Source organism: Kitasatospora sp. NPDC059088, assembly GCF_042738155.1.
Classification (GTDB): Bacteria; Actinomycetota; Actinomycetes; order Streptomycetales; family Streptomycetaceae; genus Kitasatospora.
Genome location: NZ_JBHYGR010000083.1, coordinates 5,696 through 20,771 on the forward strand (window position 1 = coordinate 5,696; position 15,076 = coordinate 20,771).

The following is a 15,076-nucleotide window of genomic DNA, read 5'->3' on the forward strand; positions in this document are numbered from 1 at the left end:
GGGGGTGGGTTTGGCTAATGGGGGGGGGGGGATTGGTGTACGGGCGTGGGGGGGGGGGGGGGTTCCCCCTGCCTGGACACCCCGCCACCGGACCACGGCCGTTGAACGAGGGTCGACGGCCCGCCGGGTCAGCCCGCGAGCGTCCGGTGGAGGGCGTCGAGGCCGTCCCGGTAGATGCCGGCGAAGAGTTCCTCGGCCTCGGCGGCGGTGACGCCGTCCGGGGTGAAGCGGCCGGACCACTGGACCTCGGCGAGGTCGTCGCGGCCGGGGACGGTGTGCACCCGGAGGGTGGAGAGGTAGCCGGTGACCGGGAACGGCGCCCGGAGGATGGCGTACGAGTAGTGGCGCGCGGCCTCGTCGAAGCCGACGAGGCGCTCGACGATGACCTCGCCGTCGGGGTTCTTGAGGCTGCGGACGCGGCCGCCCTCGGAGGCGGTGCTCTCCGGGATGTAGGGGAGCCAGTCGGGCAGGGAGTCGAAGCCGCCGATGAGCTCCCAGACCTTCTCGGGGGAGGCGGGCAGGACGCGGCTGACGGAGGTGGAGGCCATGGTGCATCTCCTGGGGGCAGTACGGGGGACGGCGAGGGGGACGGCGCGGGGTGTGCGGCCGGGGCTCAGGCGTCGTGGGGGAGCGGGGCGGCGGGGCTGACCAGGCCGGCGGCCCGCAGGTCGTGCCAGAACGCGGCCGGGACGGTCTCGTTCAGGGCGGCGGTGTCCTCCGCGATCCGGCTGGGCCTGGTGGCGCCGGGGATGACGGCCGCAGTGGCGGGGTGGGCGAGGGAGAACTGCAGCGCGGCGGCCTTGACGGAGACGCCGTGCCGGGCGGTGAGCTCCTTGAGCTCGGTGACCCGCCGGACGATGTGCCCGGGTGCCTGCTGGTACTCGAAGTGGGTACCGCCGGCGAGGATCCCGGAGCTGTAGGGGCCGCCGACGACCATGTCCACGTTCTGCTCCTGGGCCATCGGCAGCAGGCGCTGGAGCGCGTGGTCGTGGTCGAGCAGGGTGTAGCGGCCGGCGAGCAGGAAGCCGTCGGGCCGGGGCTCGTCGAGGGAGAGGGTGAGCTCGATCGGCTCGGTCCGGTTGACGCCCAGGCCCCAGGCCTTGATGACGCCTTCGTCGCGCAGCCGGCCGAGGACGCGGAAGGCGCCGGTGCGGGCCTCCTCGAACTTGGCGAGCCACTCGTCGCCGTGGAAGTCCTGGGCGATGTCGTGGACCCAGACGACGTCCAGCCGGTCGGTGCCCAGGCGCTGGAGGCTGCCCTCGATGGAGCGCTCGGTGGCGTCGGCGGTCCAGACGTGGAGCATCTTGTTGGGGTTGCCGTGCTCGAACAGGCCGCCCTTCTCACCGAGGTCGCGGGCGCCCTCCTCGCGTTCGTCGAGGACGACCCGGCCGACCTTGGTGGACAGCACGTACGCGTCGCGCGGCTTGCCGGCCAGGACCCGGCCCAGGCGCTCCTCGGCGAGGCCGGCGCCGTAGAAGGGGGCGGTGTCGAAGTAGCGGACGCCGTGCTCCCAGGCGGCCTCGACGGTGGCGGCGGCCTCGTCCTCGGGGATCGCGCGGAACATGTTGCCGAGCGGGGCGGTGCCGAAGCCGAGTTTGCCGGAGAGGATGTTCTTGATGGACATGACAATGCCTTTGGGGTTGCTGCCCCGACGGTGGGGGCGGTGGTGTGGTCGTGCGCGGCGGGCGGCCGACGGCGTCGAGCGCCGTCGGCAGGCCGTCGGGGTGCGGGGTCGGTCAGTTGAACTGGTCCGGGTGGGGGCCGGTGCGCAGGCCGCGGTCGGTCGCGGCGATGCCGGCCATGTCCTGCTCGGTCAGCTCGAAGTCGAAGACGTCGAGGTTCTGCCGGATCCGGGCGGGGGTGACGGACTTCGGGATGACGACGTTGCCGAGCTGGAGGTGCCAGCGCAGCACGACCTGGGCCGGGGACTTGCCGGTGCGCTCGGCGATCGCGGTGACGGCCGGGTCGTCGAGGACGGCGCCCTGGGCGAGCGGGCTCCAGGCCTCGGTGGCGATGCCGTGCCGGGCGTGGAAGGCGCGCAGCTCGCTCTGCTGGAGGCCGGGGTGCAGCTCGACCTGGTTGACGGCGGGGACGAGCTCGCTGGTCTCCAGCAGGCGCTGGAGGTGGGCGGGCTGGAAGTTGGAGACGCCGGCGGCGCGGATCCGGCCCTCGGCGGCGAGGCGCTCGATCGCGCGCCAGGAGTCGACGTAGCGGTCCCGGGCCGGGGTGGGCCAGTGGATGAGGTAGAGGTCGACGGTGTCGAGGCCGAGCTTGGCGAGGCCGGCGTCGAAGGCGCGCAGGGTGGCGTCGTAACCCTGGTCGGCGTTCCACAGCTTGGTGGTGACGAACAGGTCCTGGCGGGCCAGGCCGGAGGCGGCCAGGGCGCGGCCGACGCCGGCCTCGTTGCCGTAGATCGCGGCGGTGTCGATGCTGCGGTAGCCGGCTTCGAGGGCGGCGGTGACGGCGGTGGTGGTCTCGTCGTCGGGGACCTGGAAGACGCCGAAGCCGAGCTGGGGGATCTCGACGCCGTTGTTCAGCTTCACGGTGGGGACGGAGGGGGCGCTCATGGTTCCTGGGTTCCTTCGGTGGTTCTGGGGGGTGGGGGGAGGTGGTCAGTGGTGGGCGGGGGGCAGCGGTGCGGGGGAGCCGCCGGGGGTGGCGGCGGACCGGTGCTGGTCGCGGCGTTCGAGGGCGGCGGACCAGAGGGCGAGCAGCAGCGCGGCCGCGGCGAGCAGGGCGCCGACCCAGTTGGGGGCGGTGTAGCCGAGGCCGGCCGAGATGACCAGGCCGCCGAGCCAGGCCGCCAGGGCGTTGCCGAGGTTGAAGGCGCCGATGTTGACGGCGGAGGCGAGGGTGGGGGCGCCGTGGGCCTGGTCGAGGACGCGCTTCTGCAGCGGGGGGACGGTGGCGAAGCCGAGGGTGCCGACCAGCAGGATCGTCACGGCGGCGGCGACCTTGTCGTGCGCGGTGAGGGTGAACAGGGCCAGGACGACGGCCAGGCCGCCGAGGGTGGTGTAGAGCAGGGGCATCAGCTTGCGGTCGGCGAACCTGCCGCCGATCAGGTTGCCGAGGAACATCCCGACGCCGAACAGCACCAGCAGCCAGGTGACCGCGCCCTCGGAGTAGCCGGCGGTGTCGGTCATCATCGGGGCGATGTAGGTGATCGCGGCGAAGACGCCGCCGAAGCCGAGGACGGTCATCGCCATCGCGAGCAGCACCTGCGGGTTGCGGAAGGCGGTCAACTCGCCGCGCAGGTGCGCGCCTTCGGGGCGGGGCAGGCTGGGGACGAGCTTGCCGATGCCGAGCAGGCCGAGCAGTCCGAGGGCGGCGACACCGGTGAAGGTGGTGCGCCAGCCGACGGCCTGGCCGATGAAGGTGCCCAGCGGGACGCCGACGATGTTGGCGACGGTGAGCCCGGTGAACATGGTGGCGATGGCGCCGGCCTTCTTCTGCGGGGCGACGAGTTCGGCGGCGACGACCGAGCCGATGCCGAAGAACGCGCCGTGGGCCAGCGAGGTCACGATCCGCCCGGCGAGCATCAGCGGGAAGCTGGGGGCGGTGGCGGACAGCAGGTTGCCGATGACGAACAGGCCCATCAGCAGCATGAGCATGGTCTTGCGGCTGATCCGGGTGCCGAGCACGGTCATCAGCGGGGCGCCGATGACCACGCCGAGTGCGTAGCCGGTGACCAGTAGGCCGGCGGTGGGGACGGTCACGCCGTAGTCGTCCGCGATCTGGGGCAGTAGGCCCATGATCACGAACTCGGTGGTTCCGATCCCGAAGGCCCCGATGGCCAGGGCGAGGAGTGCGAGGGGCATGGCGCGACCTCCGTGCGATTGCTAGTGCGCCTTACGTGCCTCGACAATAGTTGCAAGCGCGGGCTATGTGCAAATGCGGGCAATCACCGTCAGCATGCCCGAGGCCTAAACTGGAGGCCTGCTCGTGCCCGGCCGGGCACCCGGCCCGCACCTGGCTCGCACCCGGCCCGTACCTGGAAGGAGACCGTGCCGATGACCGCCACGGACCCCGCGCTGACCGCCCTCGCCAACGGATGGGCCGCCCTGTACGTCCTGTACGGCAGGATCGAGGCGCACATCGAGCGCGCCCTCCAGGCGGAGCACGACCTGAGCGTGCGCGAGTACTCGCTGCTCGACGTGCTCAGCCGCCAGCACGACGGCGAGGGCGGCCACCTCCAGATGAAGCAGGTCGCCGACGCGGTCGTGCTCAGCCAGAGCGCCACCACCCGGCTGGTCTCCCGGCTGGAGGACCGCGGGCTGCTCGCCCGCTACCTGTGCCCCACCGACCGCCGCGGCATCTACACCGACGTGAGCGAGGACGGCCTGCGGCTCCTGGCGCAGGCCCGGCCGACCAATGACGCCGCGCTGCGCGAGGCGCTCGACCAGGCCGCCCGCAACCCCGAGCTGGCCCCGCTGGTCTCGGCCGTCGAGGCGGTCGACCCGCCCGCGCCGCTGCGGCGGCCCTGAGCGGATCTGAGCGGCCCGGGCGGCCCTGAGCGGCCCGGGCGGTCGGCGTGCCGGCCCCGGGCCCGGAACGGCGTCGGGCGGGCCCGCGGCACTCGGTGTGCCGTGGGCCCGCCCGTTCTCCGTGCGGAGCGGCCGTCGCGCCGCGGCCGCGGGTCAGTGCGGGAGGACGGCGTCGGCGGTCGCCGGGAGCGGGTAGGCGTCCGGGTCGACCGGGCCGGGCAGGTCGGTGGCCGGGCGGGCGGGGGCGTTGGGATCCGGCAGCGAGGGCTGGGCGGGCGGCGCCTGCACCTGGTTGAACGGCACGCCGGGCGGGGCCTGGACCGGCGCGGCCCGGCCGGCCGTGAGCGGGCTGCGGCCCTGCGCCTCGCAGGTGGCCCGCGCCTCCAGGTCGTCCGGGCTCTGGGTGGCGGGCTGATTGCCGGTGAAGCAGTTGCCCGGGTCGGCGGAGGCGAGTACCAGGTCGACGCCGTTGCCCTCGGTGCGGTTGCCCTTGACCAGGTTGCCGGCGGCCGGGTGCCCGGGCGGGTCGGTGACGATCACGCCGGCCGAGCGGTTGCCCTTGACCAGGTTGCGCTCGACCCGGTTCGCGGTGCCGCCGCCGATCCCGATGCCGATGCCGAAGCCGCCGTCGGCCTGCTCGGGGGTGTCGGAGGCGTTGTTGTCGGTGACGGCGTTCCCGGCGATCACGGCGCCGTGCTGGGGCGCGAGGGCTTCCAGGTCGTTGGAGTTGACGGTGACGCCGACCCGGTTGCCGACCACCCGGTTGCCGAGGAACCAGAGGTTGTCCGAGGCGTTGGTGATCTCGATGCCGACCGCGTTGCGCTCCACGGTGTTGCCGCGCACCAGGGTGTCGCAGGGCTTGCACTGGCCGACGTAGACGCCGGAGTCGGCGCCGCCGGAGGCGTAGGAGTCCTCGATGACCCCGGCCCGGGCGTCGAAGGCGTAGATCCCGTACAGGCCGTTGTTGTAGGCGGTGACCCGCGTCGCACGGAAGCCCTGGAGGGCGGGGAAGCGGGTGGTGTCCAGCGGGTTGTAGGCGGAGCCGCCGGCGCCGCGCTGCTGGAGCTTCTCGTCGGTGACGCCGGTGAACAGCACGCCGTTGGCGAGGTAGCCGTGCACGGTGAGGTTCTCCACCACCGAGCCGGCGCCGGTGACGGTGACCCCGTTGACCAGCCGTACGCCGCCGTCCAGCACCACCGCGTTGCGGTCGGTGCCGCGCAGCACGATCCGGGGCCTGGTGATCCGCACGCTCTCCTGGTACGTCCCGGGGGAGACCAGGACGGTGTCGCCCTCGCGGGCGACGTCCACGGCCTTCTGGACGGACGTGAAGTCCTGCGGGACGCGGACCACGGTGCCCTCCGGGTGGCGGGCGTCCGAGGAGGGGGCGCCGGTGGAGGAGCAGCCGGCCAGGGCGAGGGCGGCGACCACCAGGGCGGGGAGGGCGCGGACCCGGCCGCGCGCGCGGTGCGGACGGCGTGGGCGGCGGCGCTGCGGTGCTTCGGAGGCGGATTGACGGACAGTCAAAAGTTGCATACGGGGTGTTCTATCGTCTCCAATGTCGGTCATGCATGCCGAAACCGGAAAGGCGCGGAAACAGCCGGGGGCCGCCAGGGGCGGGGTGGACCGGAGGACGCTGATCGCGGGCGGCGGCGCGGTGCTGGCCGCCGGGGTCGGCGCGGGGGCCGTGGCCCTGGGCCGCGGGCCGGCCGCCGCACCGCAGCCGCCCCCGGCGGTGCCGCAGACGCCGTTCCACGGGGACCGGCAGGCCGGGGTGACGGCCCCGCAGCAGCCGGCCACCCTGCTGCTTGCCCTGGACCTGGCGCCCGCCGCGACCTCCGACGGGCGGACCGCACTGCGCTCCCTGCTGGGGGAGTTGACCGGGGTGCTGGCCGATGCGGCGGGCGCCGGCCCGGCCGATCCCCGGCTGCGGGACGGCGAACCGGCGCGGCTCAGCAGCCTGGTCGGGGTCGGTCCGGGCGCGGCCGCCCGGCTCGGGCTGAACGTCCCGCCCGCGCTGGCGGAGCTCCCGGCCTTCCCCGGGGACCGGCTGGACCAGGCGCGCGGCGGCGGCGACCTGGTGGTCCAGCTGTGCGCCGCGGACCGCTGGCCGCTCACCGTGGTGGCCGAACTCCTCGGCGGCGCGGCGAAGTCGGCGGGCGCGACGGTGCGCTGGAGCCAGCCCGGCTTCCTGCCGCGCACGCCCCCGGGGACCACCCCGCGCAATCTCTTCGGCTACAAGGACGGCACCGCCAACCCCGCCCCGGCCGAGGCCCAGCAGTGGGTCTGGGGCCCGCCCGGCCCGTACGAGCACGGCACCGTCCTGGTCTACCGCCGGATCCGGATGGACACCGCCGGGTTCGCCGCCCTCCCGGAGGACCGGCGCGACCTGGCGATGGGCCGCCGGCGCGGCGACGGCGCCCCGCTCACCGGCACGGCCGAGCACGAGGACCCGGACATCTACGCCAAGAACCCGGACGGCTCGTACGTCATCCCCAACAGCGCCCACGTCCGGCTCAGCAGCCCCCGGCTCGACTCCGGCGCCCGGATGCTGCGGCGCGGCTACAGCTACGACGACGCCCCCGACGACCGGGGGCTGCTGTTCTGCGCCTTCGTGCGGGACCCGGCGCAGTTCACCCGGGTGCAGAACCGGCTGGCGGCCAAGGACGCGCTCAACCCCTTCCTGGTGCACACGGCTTCCGCGGTGGCCTACGTACTGCCGGGGGTGCGGGAGGGCGGGGTGCTGGGCGAGGGGTTGTGGGGGTGACGGGGTTGTGGGGGTGAGGGGACGGGGCGCGCGGTCGGGCAGGCGGTCGGACGGACGGCCTCACCAGGCGACCGGGATCGCGGCCGGGCTGCGGGTGGTGCTGCCCAGCTGCCAACTCAGCTGCTCCAGCGGGGTGGTGAGGCGCAGGCCGGGCAGGGCGGTGGCCAGCCGACGGAGCGATTCGCGCAGTTCGAGGCGGACCCGCCAGGCGCCGATGCAGTAGTGCGGGCCGGAACTGAAGGCGAGGGTGGGGGCGTCGAGGGGCCGGTCGAGGTCGGCGTCGAGGCCGTCGGAGTAGACGGCGGGGTCGCGGTTGGCGCTGCCGAGGCTGATGGCGACGACGGCGCCGCCCGGGATGGTGGCACCGCCGAGTTCGATCGGGCCGGTGGCGCGGCGGACGGTGGCCTCGTCGTCGCCGAGCGGGATGAAGTGGAGCAGGCGTTCCGTGGTGCGTTCGGTGATGTCGGGGTCGACGAGCCGGGGCCAGTGGTCGGGGCGCTCACCGAGGAGGTAGGCCAGGGTGTTGCCGAGGATGCCGACGATGCTCTCGTTGCCGCTGGCGGCCAGCCCGCAGACGAGGTGGACCAGCGACTCCTCCGGGACGCTGCCGTCCTGATCGGCGGCGACCACGATCCGGCTGACCAGGTCGTCCCCCGGATCGCGGCGTCGGCGCTCCATCAACTCGACGGTGTAGGAGCTGAATTCCGCGATCGCTCCGCTGTGGTCCTCGGCGGCGTCGCCACCCTGGGCGAGGACGGCGAGGCCCCAGCGGTGCAGCTGCTCCTCGTCCACGCGCTCGGGTCCGGTGTCGTCGAGCCCCATCAGCCGCGCGGTGACCGTGAACGGCACCGGCCGAGTGAGGGCGGTGACCAGGTCGGCGGGCGGCCCGGCGGCGACCACCGCGTCCACGGCCTGTTGGACGGCGTCGGCGATCAAGGGCTGCCAGGCGGCGATGGAGCGCGGGGTGAAGGCCTTCTGGATGGTGGCGCGCAGACTGCGGTGGGCGGCGCCGTCCTGGTTGAACAGGGACGCGGGGTTGGCGGCCACGTCGGAGAGGGCGCCGACGGCCCCGACCTCATGCAGGTCGGTCCGGGTGACACGGGGGTCGCCGAGGACCTGCCGGACGTCGTGGTAGCGGGTGACGAGCCAGGCGGGGGTGCCGTCCGGGAGGGTGGTCGGGTGCGGCGGCTGGGCGGGGGTGAAGGGGAGCCGGTGGAGCGGCGGGAGCGGGGTGGTGGTGGTTGTGGTGGTGGTGTCGGTGCTGGCTGCGGTGTCGGCTGCGGGGGAGGACATGGAACCCTTCGGGGTCGGCGGCGCTGCGGGGCACGGGCGTCCAACTGTCATATTTTCTGCGGGAATTGGATCCTTCTGACGGTTTTCCCGTTTCGGCCCGATGCTACGCCCCCGACCCCTCCCCGGGCGGTCTCGACGCCTGCCCGCCCGCCCGGGGGTGCGCGCCGAGCCGGGGCCGGTCGGGTCAGACGGCGAAGGCCCGCAGGTGCTCGGCGAGGGTGGTCCGGTCGACGGTCGTGCCGGTGAGCGAGACGTACCCGTCCGGTCGGACCAGCACCACGGCGTCGCCGCGCAGGCCGTACGCGCGGGCGGCGTGGCCGTCGGGGTCGCGGACGGCGGCGACCCGCAGGCCAGGGAGGTCCGGGAAGTCCTGGAGGTCCTGGAGCACGGGTCGGGCGGACGGGTCGGCCGGGGCCGGGTGGGCGCCGAAGGCCAGCAGGGTGAAGTGCGGGCCGCGGAACAGGTCGAACAGCCGGACCGGCGTGCCGTCCGCCGTGGTGCAGGGCGCGTCCGGGGCCCGGTCGCCGGCCCGGATGCCGGTGGTGTCGTCCAGGTCCCGGCCGAGCGGGCCGCCGCGGTAGTCGATCGAGAGCCCGGTGAGGTCGGTGTCCTGGACGGCCAGGGTGCGGAACTGTTCGGCCATCACCGTGGCGCCGCCGCCCTGGAACGCCGCCTTGTGGTGGGCGGAGGTGGCGTCGAGGCTGGCCCGGGCGATCGGCCGGCGCTCCTCCTGGTAGCTGTCGAGCAGTTCCTCGGGCGCGCCGCGCAGCACGGCGGCGAGCTTCCAGGCCAGGTTGTGGGCGTCCTGGATGCCGGTGTTCATGCCCTGGCCGCCCGCCGCGGACTGGCAGTGGGCGGCGTCCCCGGCGAGCAGCACCCGGCCGTCGCGGTAGCGCTCGACCAGCCGGACGGTGGGGCGCCAGACGGTGGACCAGATCGGCTCGTGCATCAGGACCCCGGGCAGCCCGGCCCGTTCGGCGAAGAGCCGGCGGAAGGTCTCCAGGGTGGGCGCGGGCAGCTCGCCGTGCTCGTCCGGGTCGACGGCGGCGTGCACCGCCCACTTGCCGTCCTGCCGCATCGGGACGATCGCCATGGCGCCGCCGCCGAACTTCGGGTGGTTCCAGAGGTGCATGTGGTCGGGGTCCAGGCCGTCCAGGTCCATCGAGGCCATGAGGAAGCGCTCCTCCTCCCAGGTCTCGCCGAGGAAGGGGATGCCGGCCAGCTTGCGGACGGTGCTGCGGCCGCCGTCGCAGCCGATCAGGAAGCGGGCGCGCAGCTGCGCCGTCCGGTCGCCCTGTCGGACGGTGGCGAGCACGCCGGCGGTGTCGCGGGCGTCGTCGGCGTGCCGGGAGTCGTCGGAGTCCTGGACGCAGTCGGTCAGTTCGCTGCCGGTCTCGACCCTGACGCCGTACTCGGCGAGCCGGTCGCGCAGGACGGCCTCGGTCTGGTGCTGGGCGATCATCAGCGTGCCGGCGTACGGGCGGTCGGGGGTCGGCAGCCGGGTGGCCCCGGGGTCGAACTCGTGGACCAGCCGGGCGCCTTCGTAGGTGCGGATCCCGAGGTTGAGCACGCCCCGGTCGAGGATCCGCGCGGCCACGCCGAGGTCGTCGAACACCTCCAGGGTGCGCGGGTTGACGCCCTTGCCGCGGACGCCGGCGGTGCGGAACGCGTCGTCCCGCTCGATGATCCGGCAGTCGACGCCGGCCCGGGCCAGCCCGATGGCCAGCGTGAGCCCGACCGGGCCGGCGCCGACGATCAGGACGTCGGTGGTGGGTGTGGAGTCGTGCGAGAGTGCAGCGCGCATGGCGGACGCCCCTGTCCATTCGGTCATAAGATACGGCGCGTTTCCTGTTTCCGACTGTAGACTGCCCTCGATAGGAAACGCAACGTATCTACGAGGGTCGGGTGCGGAAACCGGTGGCGAGCGGCAGAGCGGGCGCCCCGCGGAGGCGCGGGGACGAACTGGAACGGGCGATCCTGGACGCCGTCTGGGCCGAACTGGCCGAGCACGGCTACGACCGGCTCACCATGGACGGCGTCGCCGCCCGCGCCCGCACCAGCAAGCCGGTGCTCTACCGCCGTTGGCCGAACCGGGTGGAACTCGTGGTCGCCGCCCTCGGCCGCAACGCCCCCGACTACCGGGAGCCCCCGGACACCGGCGACCTGCGCACCGACCTGGCGATCCTGCTGGGCGGCCTGCTGCACCGCTTCGACGACCTGCCGACCGACGCCGTCCACGGCTTCCTGGTCGACCTGATGCGCGTCCCCGAACTGCGCCTCGTCTTCCACCTGGGTCTCCGTGCGCCGGGGCCGGTGGACGCCCTGGCCGCGATCATGCACCGGGCCGCCGACCGGGGTGAGGTCGACCCGGCCCGGCTCACCCCGCGGGTCGTCTCACTGCCGCTGGACCTGCTGCGCGACGCCTTCCTGATGGGCGGTTCGGTGCCGGCCGACCGGGTGATCGACGAGGTGCTGGACGAGATCGTCCTGCCGCTGCTCGGGGCGCCGGTCGGCCGGTAGGGCCCGCCGGGTCCGGATGCCCTCGGATGCCCGCGGATACCCCTACCCCGTAATGACGAACGCCCTCCGGCGGCGGTGTGCCGCCGGAGGGCGTCGGTGCGGGTGGGCCCGGGTTCGAGTCCGGGTCAGGAGCGGACCAGGCGGGCGATGGCCTGGTTGGCCTCGCGGATCTTGGCGTTCGCCTCCTGGCCGCCCTCGGCGATGGCGTCGCGGACGCAGCATTCGATGTGCTCGTCCAGGAGTTGCAGCGCGAAGGACTGGAGCGCGCGGCTGGCCGCGGAGACCTGGGTGAGGACGTCGATGCAGTAGGTGTCCTGCTCGACCATGCGCTGCAGGCCGCGGATCTGGCCCTCGATGCGGCGCAGCCGCTTGAGGGAGTCGTCCTTGTGGGGGCTGTAGCTGGCCATGGCCGCCTCCGGTTCCCGTGCGGTGAGGAGTTCCCTCACTCTACCGGGGCGCGGTGGGGCGGAAATCGGTCCGGACGGGGCGCGGGGCCGACGCCCGGACCGACGGGGCGTCAGGCGTCGACCCGGCCGACCAGGTCGTATCCGGCCTCGTCGACGGCGGCGGCGAGCTCGGTGTCGGCCAGCGGGGCGGTGCTGTCCACGGTGACCCGGCCGGTGGCGAGGTCGACCGCGACCCCGGTGACGCCGGCGACCTTCTCCAGCTCGGCGGTCACCGCGCCGACGCAGTGGCCGCAGGTCATGCCCGCCACCTGGAGGACGGTGCGCTCGGCGGTGGTGGCGGCGGGAGCCGCGGCCGCGCCGGTGCCGCACGAGCCGCAGCAGGAGCCCTCGGTGGCGGACGGCTCGACGGTGACGGTGGTCTCGCTCATGGTGTGCTCCTGTCGTCAGTGCGTTCGTCGTCAGTGCGGGCGACGCCTTCCGGAGTGGCCCGGGCGGCTGCTTCGATGATGAACATACCATACCCCCCTAGGGTACGCAGAGAGGCGCCGATCCCCTTCGCCGTCCGACGGACGCGTGGCTGCAGTCGCCGGTAGGGGAGTGCGACAGATGCACGGGGGATGTCCGGCACGTCATGGATCTTCGGGGCGAGCAGCCCAGGAGGCGTGCCCCGGGCGCGGTCGACCTCGACGAGGTCAAGCCCTGGGCGCGGGGGAGGAGCAGCCGGGCGTCAGTGGACGGTGACCTGGATGCTCTTGGTGACGTCGCACCTCAGCTCCGCACGGTTCGGTGCGTCGGGCCGGCAGTCCCACGCGTTGCCGAACGCCCAGGTCAGCGTGGTGGTCCCGGCTCCCAGGGCGGTGAAGGTCCGGTCGAACTCCGGGGCGCAGCCGGGTACGGGCGGATTCGTCGAGCAGGGGGTGAGGACGAAGTCCGGGCCGCTCTGCAGCACGGCGCCGTCGCCGGCCGAGCTGAGGTACCAGAGCTTCGACAAGGCGCCCCCCGTGGTCCTGACGCCGAGCCGCTGTCCGACCGCGAGGGACACCGTGCTGGGCGGGTACGGCTCGGTGGCGTCCCCGGCGGCCGCCACGGCCGGAAGGGCCACCTCCGTCTCCGGACGGGTGGCGGTGGCCACGGGGGCGGCGGTGCCGGCGGCGGGGTCGGACCACCATCCGGCGGAGTAGGAGAGGAGCAGCAGCGCGACGGCCAGCAGCACCACCACATCCCTGATGACTCGGCGCAGCAGTGGTGTCATCGGTTCTGGGCTGCTGCGGATGATGGGCGGGGCGCCGGAGGCGGAGGGACCGACGGGGCACGAGCAGCACCGCGGCCACCACTGAGGCGGGCGGGCTCAGACGGGCGGGAGCAGGTCGCTGTCGCTGACGGTGTACGTCAGCGGGGGATAAACGAAGTCCGTCTCCTGGTTCTCGCGGCGCCGCAAATGGTAGAACTCGCGGCGCTGCTCCTCGTCGGCCGAGGTGAGGCGGGCGCCCTGGGGGAGGTACGGGTGCCCGTCGTCGCCGAACCGGAGGAGGGTCTTCGAGGTGCGGAAGGTCAGGCCCAGCCACACGTTGTCCGTCGCGGGGACGGGCTTGTCCAGGACGATCCGGTGCCGGAGGCGGCGGTTCGACTCGACGGAGAACACGATGACGCCGTCGTGGGTGAGCGGGAGCTCGAACCGTTCGCCGCCGACCGGCTCCTTCGACTCGACGATCAGCCTCCTCGGCGGGCCCGCGTCGGGGTCCCGGTAGCAGGAGAAGACGGCGATGAAGGAGCCCTCGGCCAGGTCGAGGGCCTGGTCGGAATGGGCGCCCATGGTCGTGTACGCGTTCGTGTAGCTCTCGAAGAGGGCGTTGTCGAAGGCGATCGGGAGCCCGGCGTGCTCCTGGATCCGCCGTGCCAGCCGTTCGTGGACCGGGCGGAAGCGCTGTGCCGGGTGGGCGTACCGGGTGGTGGTGCGGACGAGGGGCACGCCGCCCGTCCCGTCGGGCCTGGTGAGCGTGGTGCCCCGGCGGCCCTTCCCCAGCTCCTCCAGGAGGGCCGAGCCGGACAGTTCGGCGAACAGTCCCGGCTCGGCGGGCAGGGCGTAGGAGCGGACCTGGTCCGCGATGCTAGGCACGAGGGGCACGGTAGTCCCCCGTGTTCATGCTGAACCGGAACCGGTCGCCGTAGTCGACGAAGGCCCAGCTCCGGTTCTCCTCGGCGTAAAGCCCGCGCAGCTCGTCCGTCCCGGTCCCGGTCGGCGGCTCCAACTCCACCAGCTCACCGGCGGACTTGAGGAACGTCCGGCCGTCCCGGTGGAGGGCCTCGGTCTTCGAGCAGCGCACCACGTAGCCGAGTCGGGTCGGGAGCAGCCCGGCGTCCAGGGCCGAGGGCCGGATCTCGTGGGTGTAGAGGCGGTTGGTGGACAGCGGCACGAAGAAGACCGACCCGGGGTGGAGGGTCAGCTCGAACTGGGCCGGGAGGGCGTCCCCGTGGGCTTCGCGGGCGGAGTCCTTGAGGCGGAAGCGGAGCCTGGTCAGGCCGCTGGTGCGCCCGGTTCCGTGGTCGAAGGGGTCGTCGGCCAGGGGCTGGAGTTCGTCGAGGCCGTCGTAGAAGGTGCAGAAGGCCATGATGCCGTCCGCGGGCATGTCCTTGGTCTTGTCGGCGTGGGACGAGATCTTGGCCTTGGACTGCTTGCGCCCGGGCGTGGCCCGGGTGTTGTGGTAGGTCTGCGCGAGGACGTGGTTCAGCGGCGCGTGGTCGCGGAAGACGGTGGCGGCCTCGCGGTTCAGGGCGTCGACGATGTCGGTGTCGGTCGGGCCGAAGTTCTCGGTCGGGCCGGACAGGTTGGTGGAGCAGCGCAGCAGCCGGAAGTGCAGGTCGTCGCCGTCGCGGGTGACGGGGGTGAGGTAGATCCCGCTGCGGTGGGCCGAACCGGGCTTGTCGGACTCGGTCAGGGACTGGAACGCGTGCTCGGCACGGACCCGGTGGAAGTGGTCGGCCTCGGGCTCGAAGAAGCGGGGGTAGTAGACGCCGGCGCCGTGCACCCGGACGGGGACCCGGCCGAGGCCGACGACGGGCCAGGGGGCGTCGGCGTGGTCGGTGGAGAGCTCCCGGACGACGAACACGCGGGCGGCGGGGGCGAGTCGGCGGCCGTCGAGGGCGGAGATGTCGCCGGCGAGGTAGAGGGTCTTCCCGGTGAGGTCGGTGGAGGCGAGGTCCTCGGGCCCGATCGTCGCCCCGAAGAAGTCGAGGTTGCGCACCGTCGGCGGTGCGACCAGGACGTTGTGCGCATCGTCCAAGCGTGCTTCGCCGTGGCCCGTGGTGTCCGTCGTCGTGTCCATCGGTCGCTACCTGCCGTTCGCTGCCCTGGGAGGTGCGCGGGACGTCGGGCGGGCCGACTTCTCGCGCAGGCATGTTCAGGTGGTGGGGAGTTCGCCGGCCGCGACGGCGGCGACGAAGGACACCCATGCCTCGGAGGGGAGGACGAACGCGGGGCCGCCGGGGTTCTCGGGATCGCGGACCGGGACGAAGCGAGGCGCGGGGGGGGGGCCGCGGGGACGCCCGCCCCCCCCCGGGGGGGCGGGCCCCCCCGGGGGGGGGGTTAAAAAAAAAAAAAAACCCCACAC

Annotated in this window: 15 protein-coding genes; 3 read left to right on the forward strand and 12 right to left on the reverse strand. The window is 73.7% G+C overall.

All coding sequences use genetic code 11. The annotated features are described in order from the left end of the window. Nucleotides 1-128 precede the first annotated feature (128 nt). The 4 genes from ACFWXO_RS29970 to ACFWXO_RS29985 all read right to left on the reverse strand — a co-directional run bounded on the left by ACFWXO_RS29970 (nucleotide 129) and on the right by ACFWXO_RS29985 (nucleotide 3,818). Nucleotides 129-548 (reverse strand): SRPBCC family protein, encoded by a 420-nt coding sequence (locus ACFWXO_RS29970; protein ID WP_380527464.1) that lies wholly within the window; start codon nucleotides 546-548, stop codon nucleotides 129-131. A 65-nt stretch (nucleotides 549-613) separates the two neighbouring features. Beyond that, complete coding sequence (locus tag ACFWXO_RS29975) at nucleotides 614-1,624, reverse strand: aldo/keto reductase (protein ID WP_380527466.1); 1,011 nt, start codon at nucleotides 1,622-1,624, stop codon at nucleotides 614-616. 112 nt (nucleotides 1,625-1,736) lie between these two features. Continuing rightward, nucleotides 1,737-2,567, reverse strand: coding sequence for an aldo/keto reductase (locus ACFWXO_RS29980; RefSeq protein WP_380527468.1), 831 nt, complete (start codon nucleotides 2,565-2,567; stop codon nucleotides 1,737-1,739). A gap of 45 nt (nucleotides 2,568-2,612) precedes the next feature. Beyond that, nucleotides 2,613-3,818 carry an MFS transporter gene (locus ACFWXO_RS29985; protein WP_380527470.1) on the reverse strand — a complete coding sequence of 402 codons (1,206 nt, stop codon included), beginning with the start codon at nucleotides 3,816-3,818 and terminating at the stop codon, nucleotides 2,613-2,615. A 192-nt stretch (nucleotides 3,819-4,010) separates the two neighbouring features. Here ACFWXO_RS29985 and ACFWXO_RS29990 point away from each other — a divergent pair, with 192 nt between their 5' ends. Further along, nucleotides 4,011-4,484 carry a MarR family winged helix-turn-helix transcriptional regulator gene (locus ACFWXO_RS29990; protein ID WP_380527472.1) on the forward strand — a complete coding sequence of 158 codons (474 nt, stop codon included), beginning with the start codon at nucleotides 4,011-4,013 and terminating at the stop codon, nucleotides 4,482-4,484. Between the two features lie 153 nt (nucleotides 4,485-4,637). Here ACFWXO_RS29990 and ACFWXO_RS29995 read toward each other — a convergent pair whose 3' ends face one another. Beyond that, nucleotides 4,638-6,017, reverse strand: a complete 1,380-nt coding sequence (locus tag ACFWXO_RS29995; protein WP_380527474.1) for a right-handed parallel beta-helix repeat-containing protein — start codon at nucleotides 6,015-6,017, stop codon at nucleotides 4,638-4,640. A gap of 31 nt (nucleotides 6,018-6,048) precedes the next feature. Between ACFWXO_RS29995 and ACFWXO_RS30000 the strand changes: the two genes are divergently transcribed. Continuing rightward, nucleotides 6,049-7,248, forward strand: a complete 1,200-nt coding sequence (locus tag ACFWXO_RS30000) for a Dyp-type peroxidase (protein WP_380527476.1) — start codon at nucleotides 6,049-6,051, stop codon at nucleotides 7,246-7,248. Between the two features lie 60 nt (nucleotides 7,249-7,308). Here ACFWXO_RS30000 and ACFWXO_RS30005 read toward each other — a convergent pair whose 3' ends face one another. Continuing rightward, entirely contained in the window at nucleotides 7,309-8,541 is a 1,233-nt protein-coding gene (locus tag ACFWXO_RS30005; protein WP_380527478.1) for a cytochrome P450, read from the reverse strand. 184 nt (nucleotides 8,542-8,725) lie between these two features. Beyond that, on the reverse strand, nucleotides 8,726-10,345 hold the full coding sequence (locus tag ACFWXO_RS30010) for an FAD-dependent oxidoreductase (RefSeq protein ID WP_380527480.1): 1,620 nt from the start codon (nucleotides 10,343-10,345) through the stop codon (nucleotides 8,726-8,728). A gap of 113 nt (nucleotides 10,346-10,458) precedes the next feature. Here ACFWXO_RS30010 and ACFWXO_RS30015 point away from each other — a divergent pair, with 113 nt between their 5' ends. Next, on the forward strand, nucleotides 10,459-11,061 hold the full coding sequence (locus tag ACFWXO_RS30015; RefSeq protein WP_380527483.1) for a TetR/AcrR family transcriptional regulator: 603 nt from the start codon (nucleotides 10,459-10,461) through the stop codon (nucleotides 11,059-11,061). 125 nt (nucleotides 11,062-11,186) lie between these two features. On the opposite strand, the gene ACFWXO_RS30020 is transcribed toward ACFWXO_RS30015, so the two are convergent. From ACFWXO_RS30020 to ACFWXO_RS30040, 5 genes are all read right to left on the reverse strand, one after another. Then, nucleotides 11,187-11,468: a metal-sensitive transcriptional regulator gene (locus ACFWXO_RS30020; protein WP_380527486.1), complete on the reverse strand. Its 282-nt coding sequence runs from the start codon at nucleotides 11,466-11,468 to the stop codon at nucleotides 11,187-11,189. Nucleotides 11,469-11,578: 110 nt separating this feature from the next. Then, nucleotides 11,579-11,896: a heavy-metal-associated domain-containing protein gene (locus tag ACFWXO_RS30025; protein WP_380527488.1), complete on the reverse strand. Its 318-nt coding sequence runs from the start codon at nucleotides 11,894-11,896 to the stop codon at nucleotides 11,579-11,581. Between the two features lie 299 nt (nucleotides 11,897-12,195). Continuing rightward, the gene (locus ACFWXO_RS30030) at nucleotides 12,196-12,720 is read right to left on the reverse strand and encodes a hypothetical protein (RefSeq protein ID WP_380527491.1); all 525 of its coding nucleotides are present in this window, start codon (nucleotides 12,718-12,720) and stop codon (nucleotides 12,196-12,198) included. Nucleotides 12,721-12,816: 96 nt separating this feature from the next. Further along, nucleotides 12,817-13,584, reverse strand: a complete 768-nt coding sequence (locus tag ACFWXO_RS30035) for a hypothetical protein (protein ID WP_380527494.1) — start codon at nucleotides 13,582-13,584, stop codon at nucleotides 12,817-12,819. Next, on the reverse strand, nucleotides 13,577-14,791 hold the full coding sequence (locus ACFWXO_RS30040; protein WP_380527496.1) for a hypothetical protein: 1,215 nt from the start codon (nucleotides 14,789-14,791) through the stop codon (nucleotides 13,577-13,579). Before ACFWXO_RS30040 ends, ACFWXO_RS30035 begins: the two co-directional genes overlap by 8 nt. Nucleotides 14,792-15,076 lie beyond the last annotated feature (285 nt).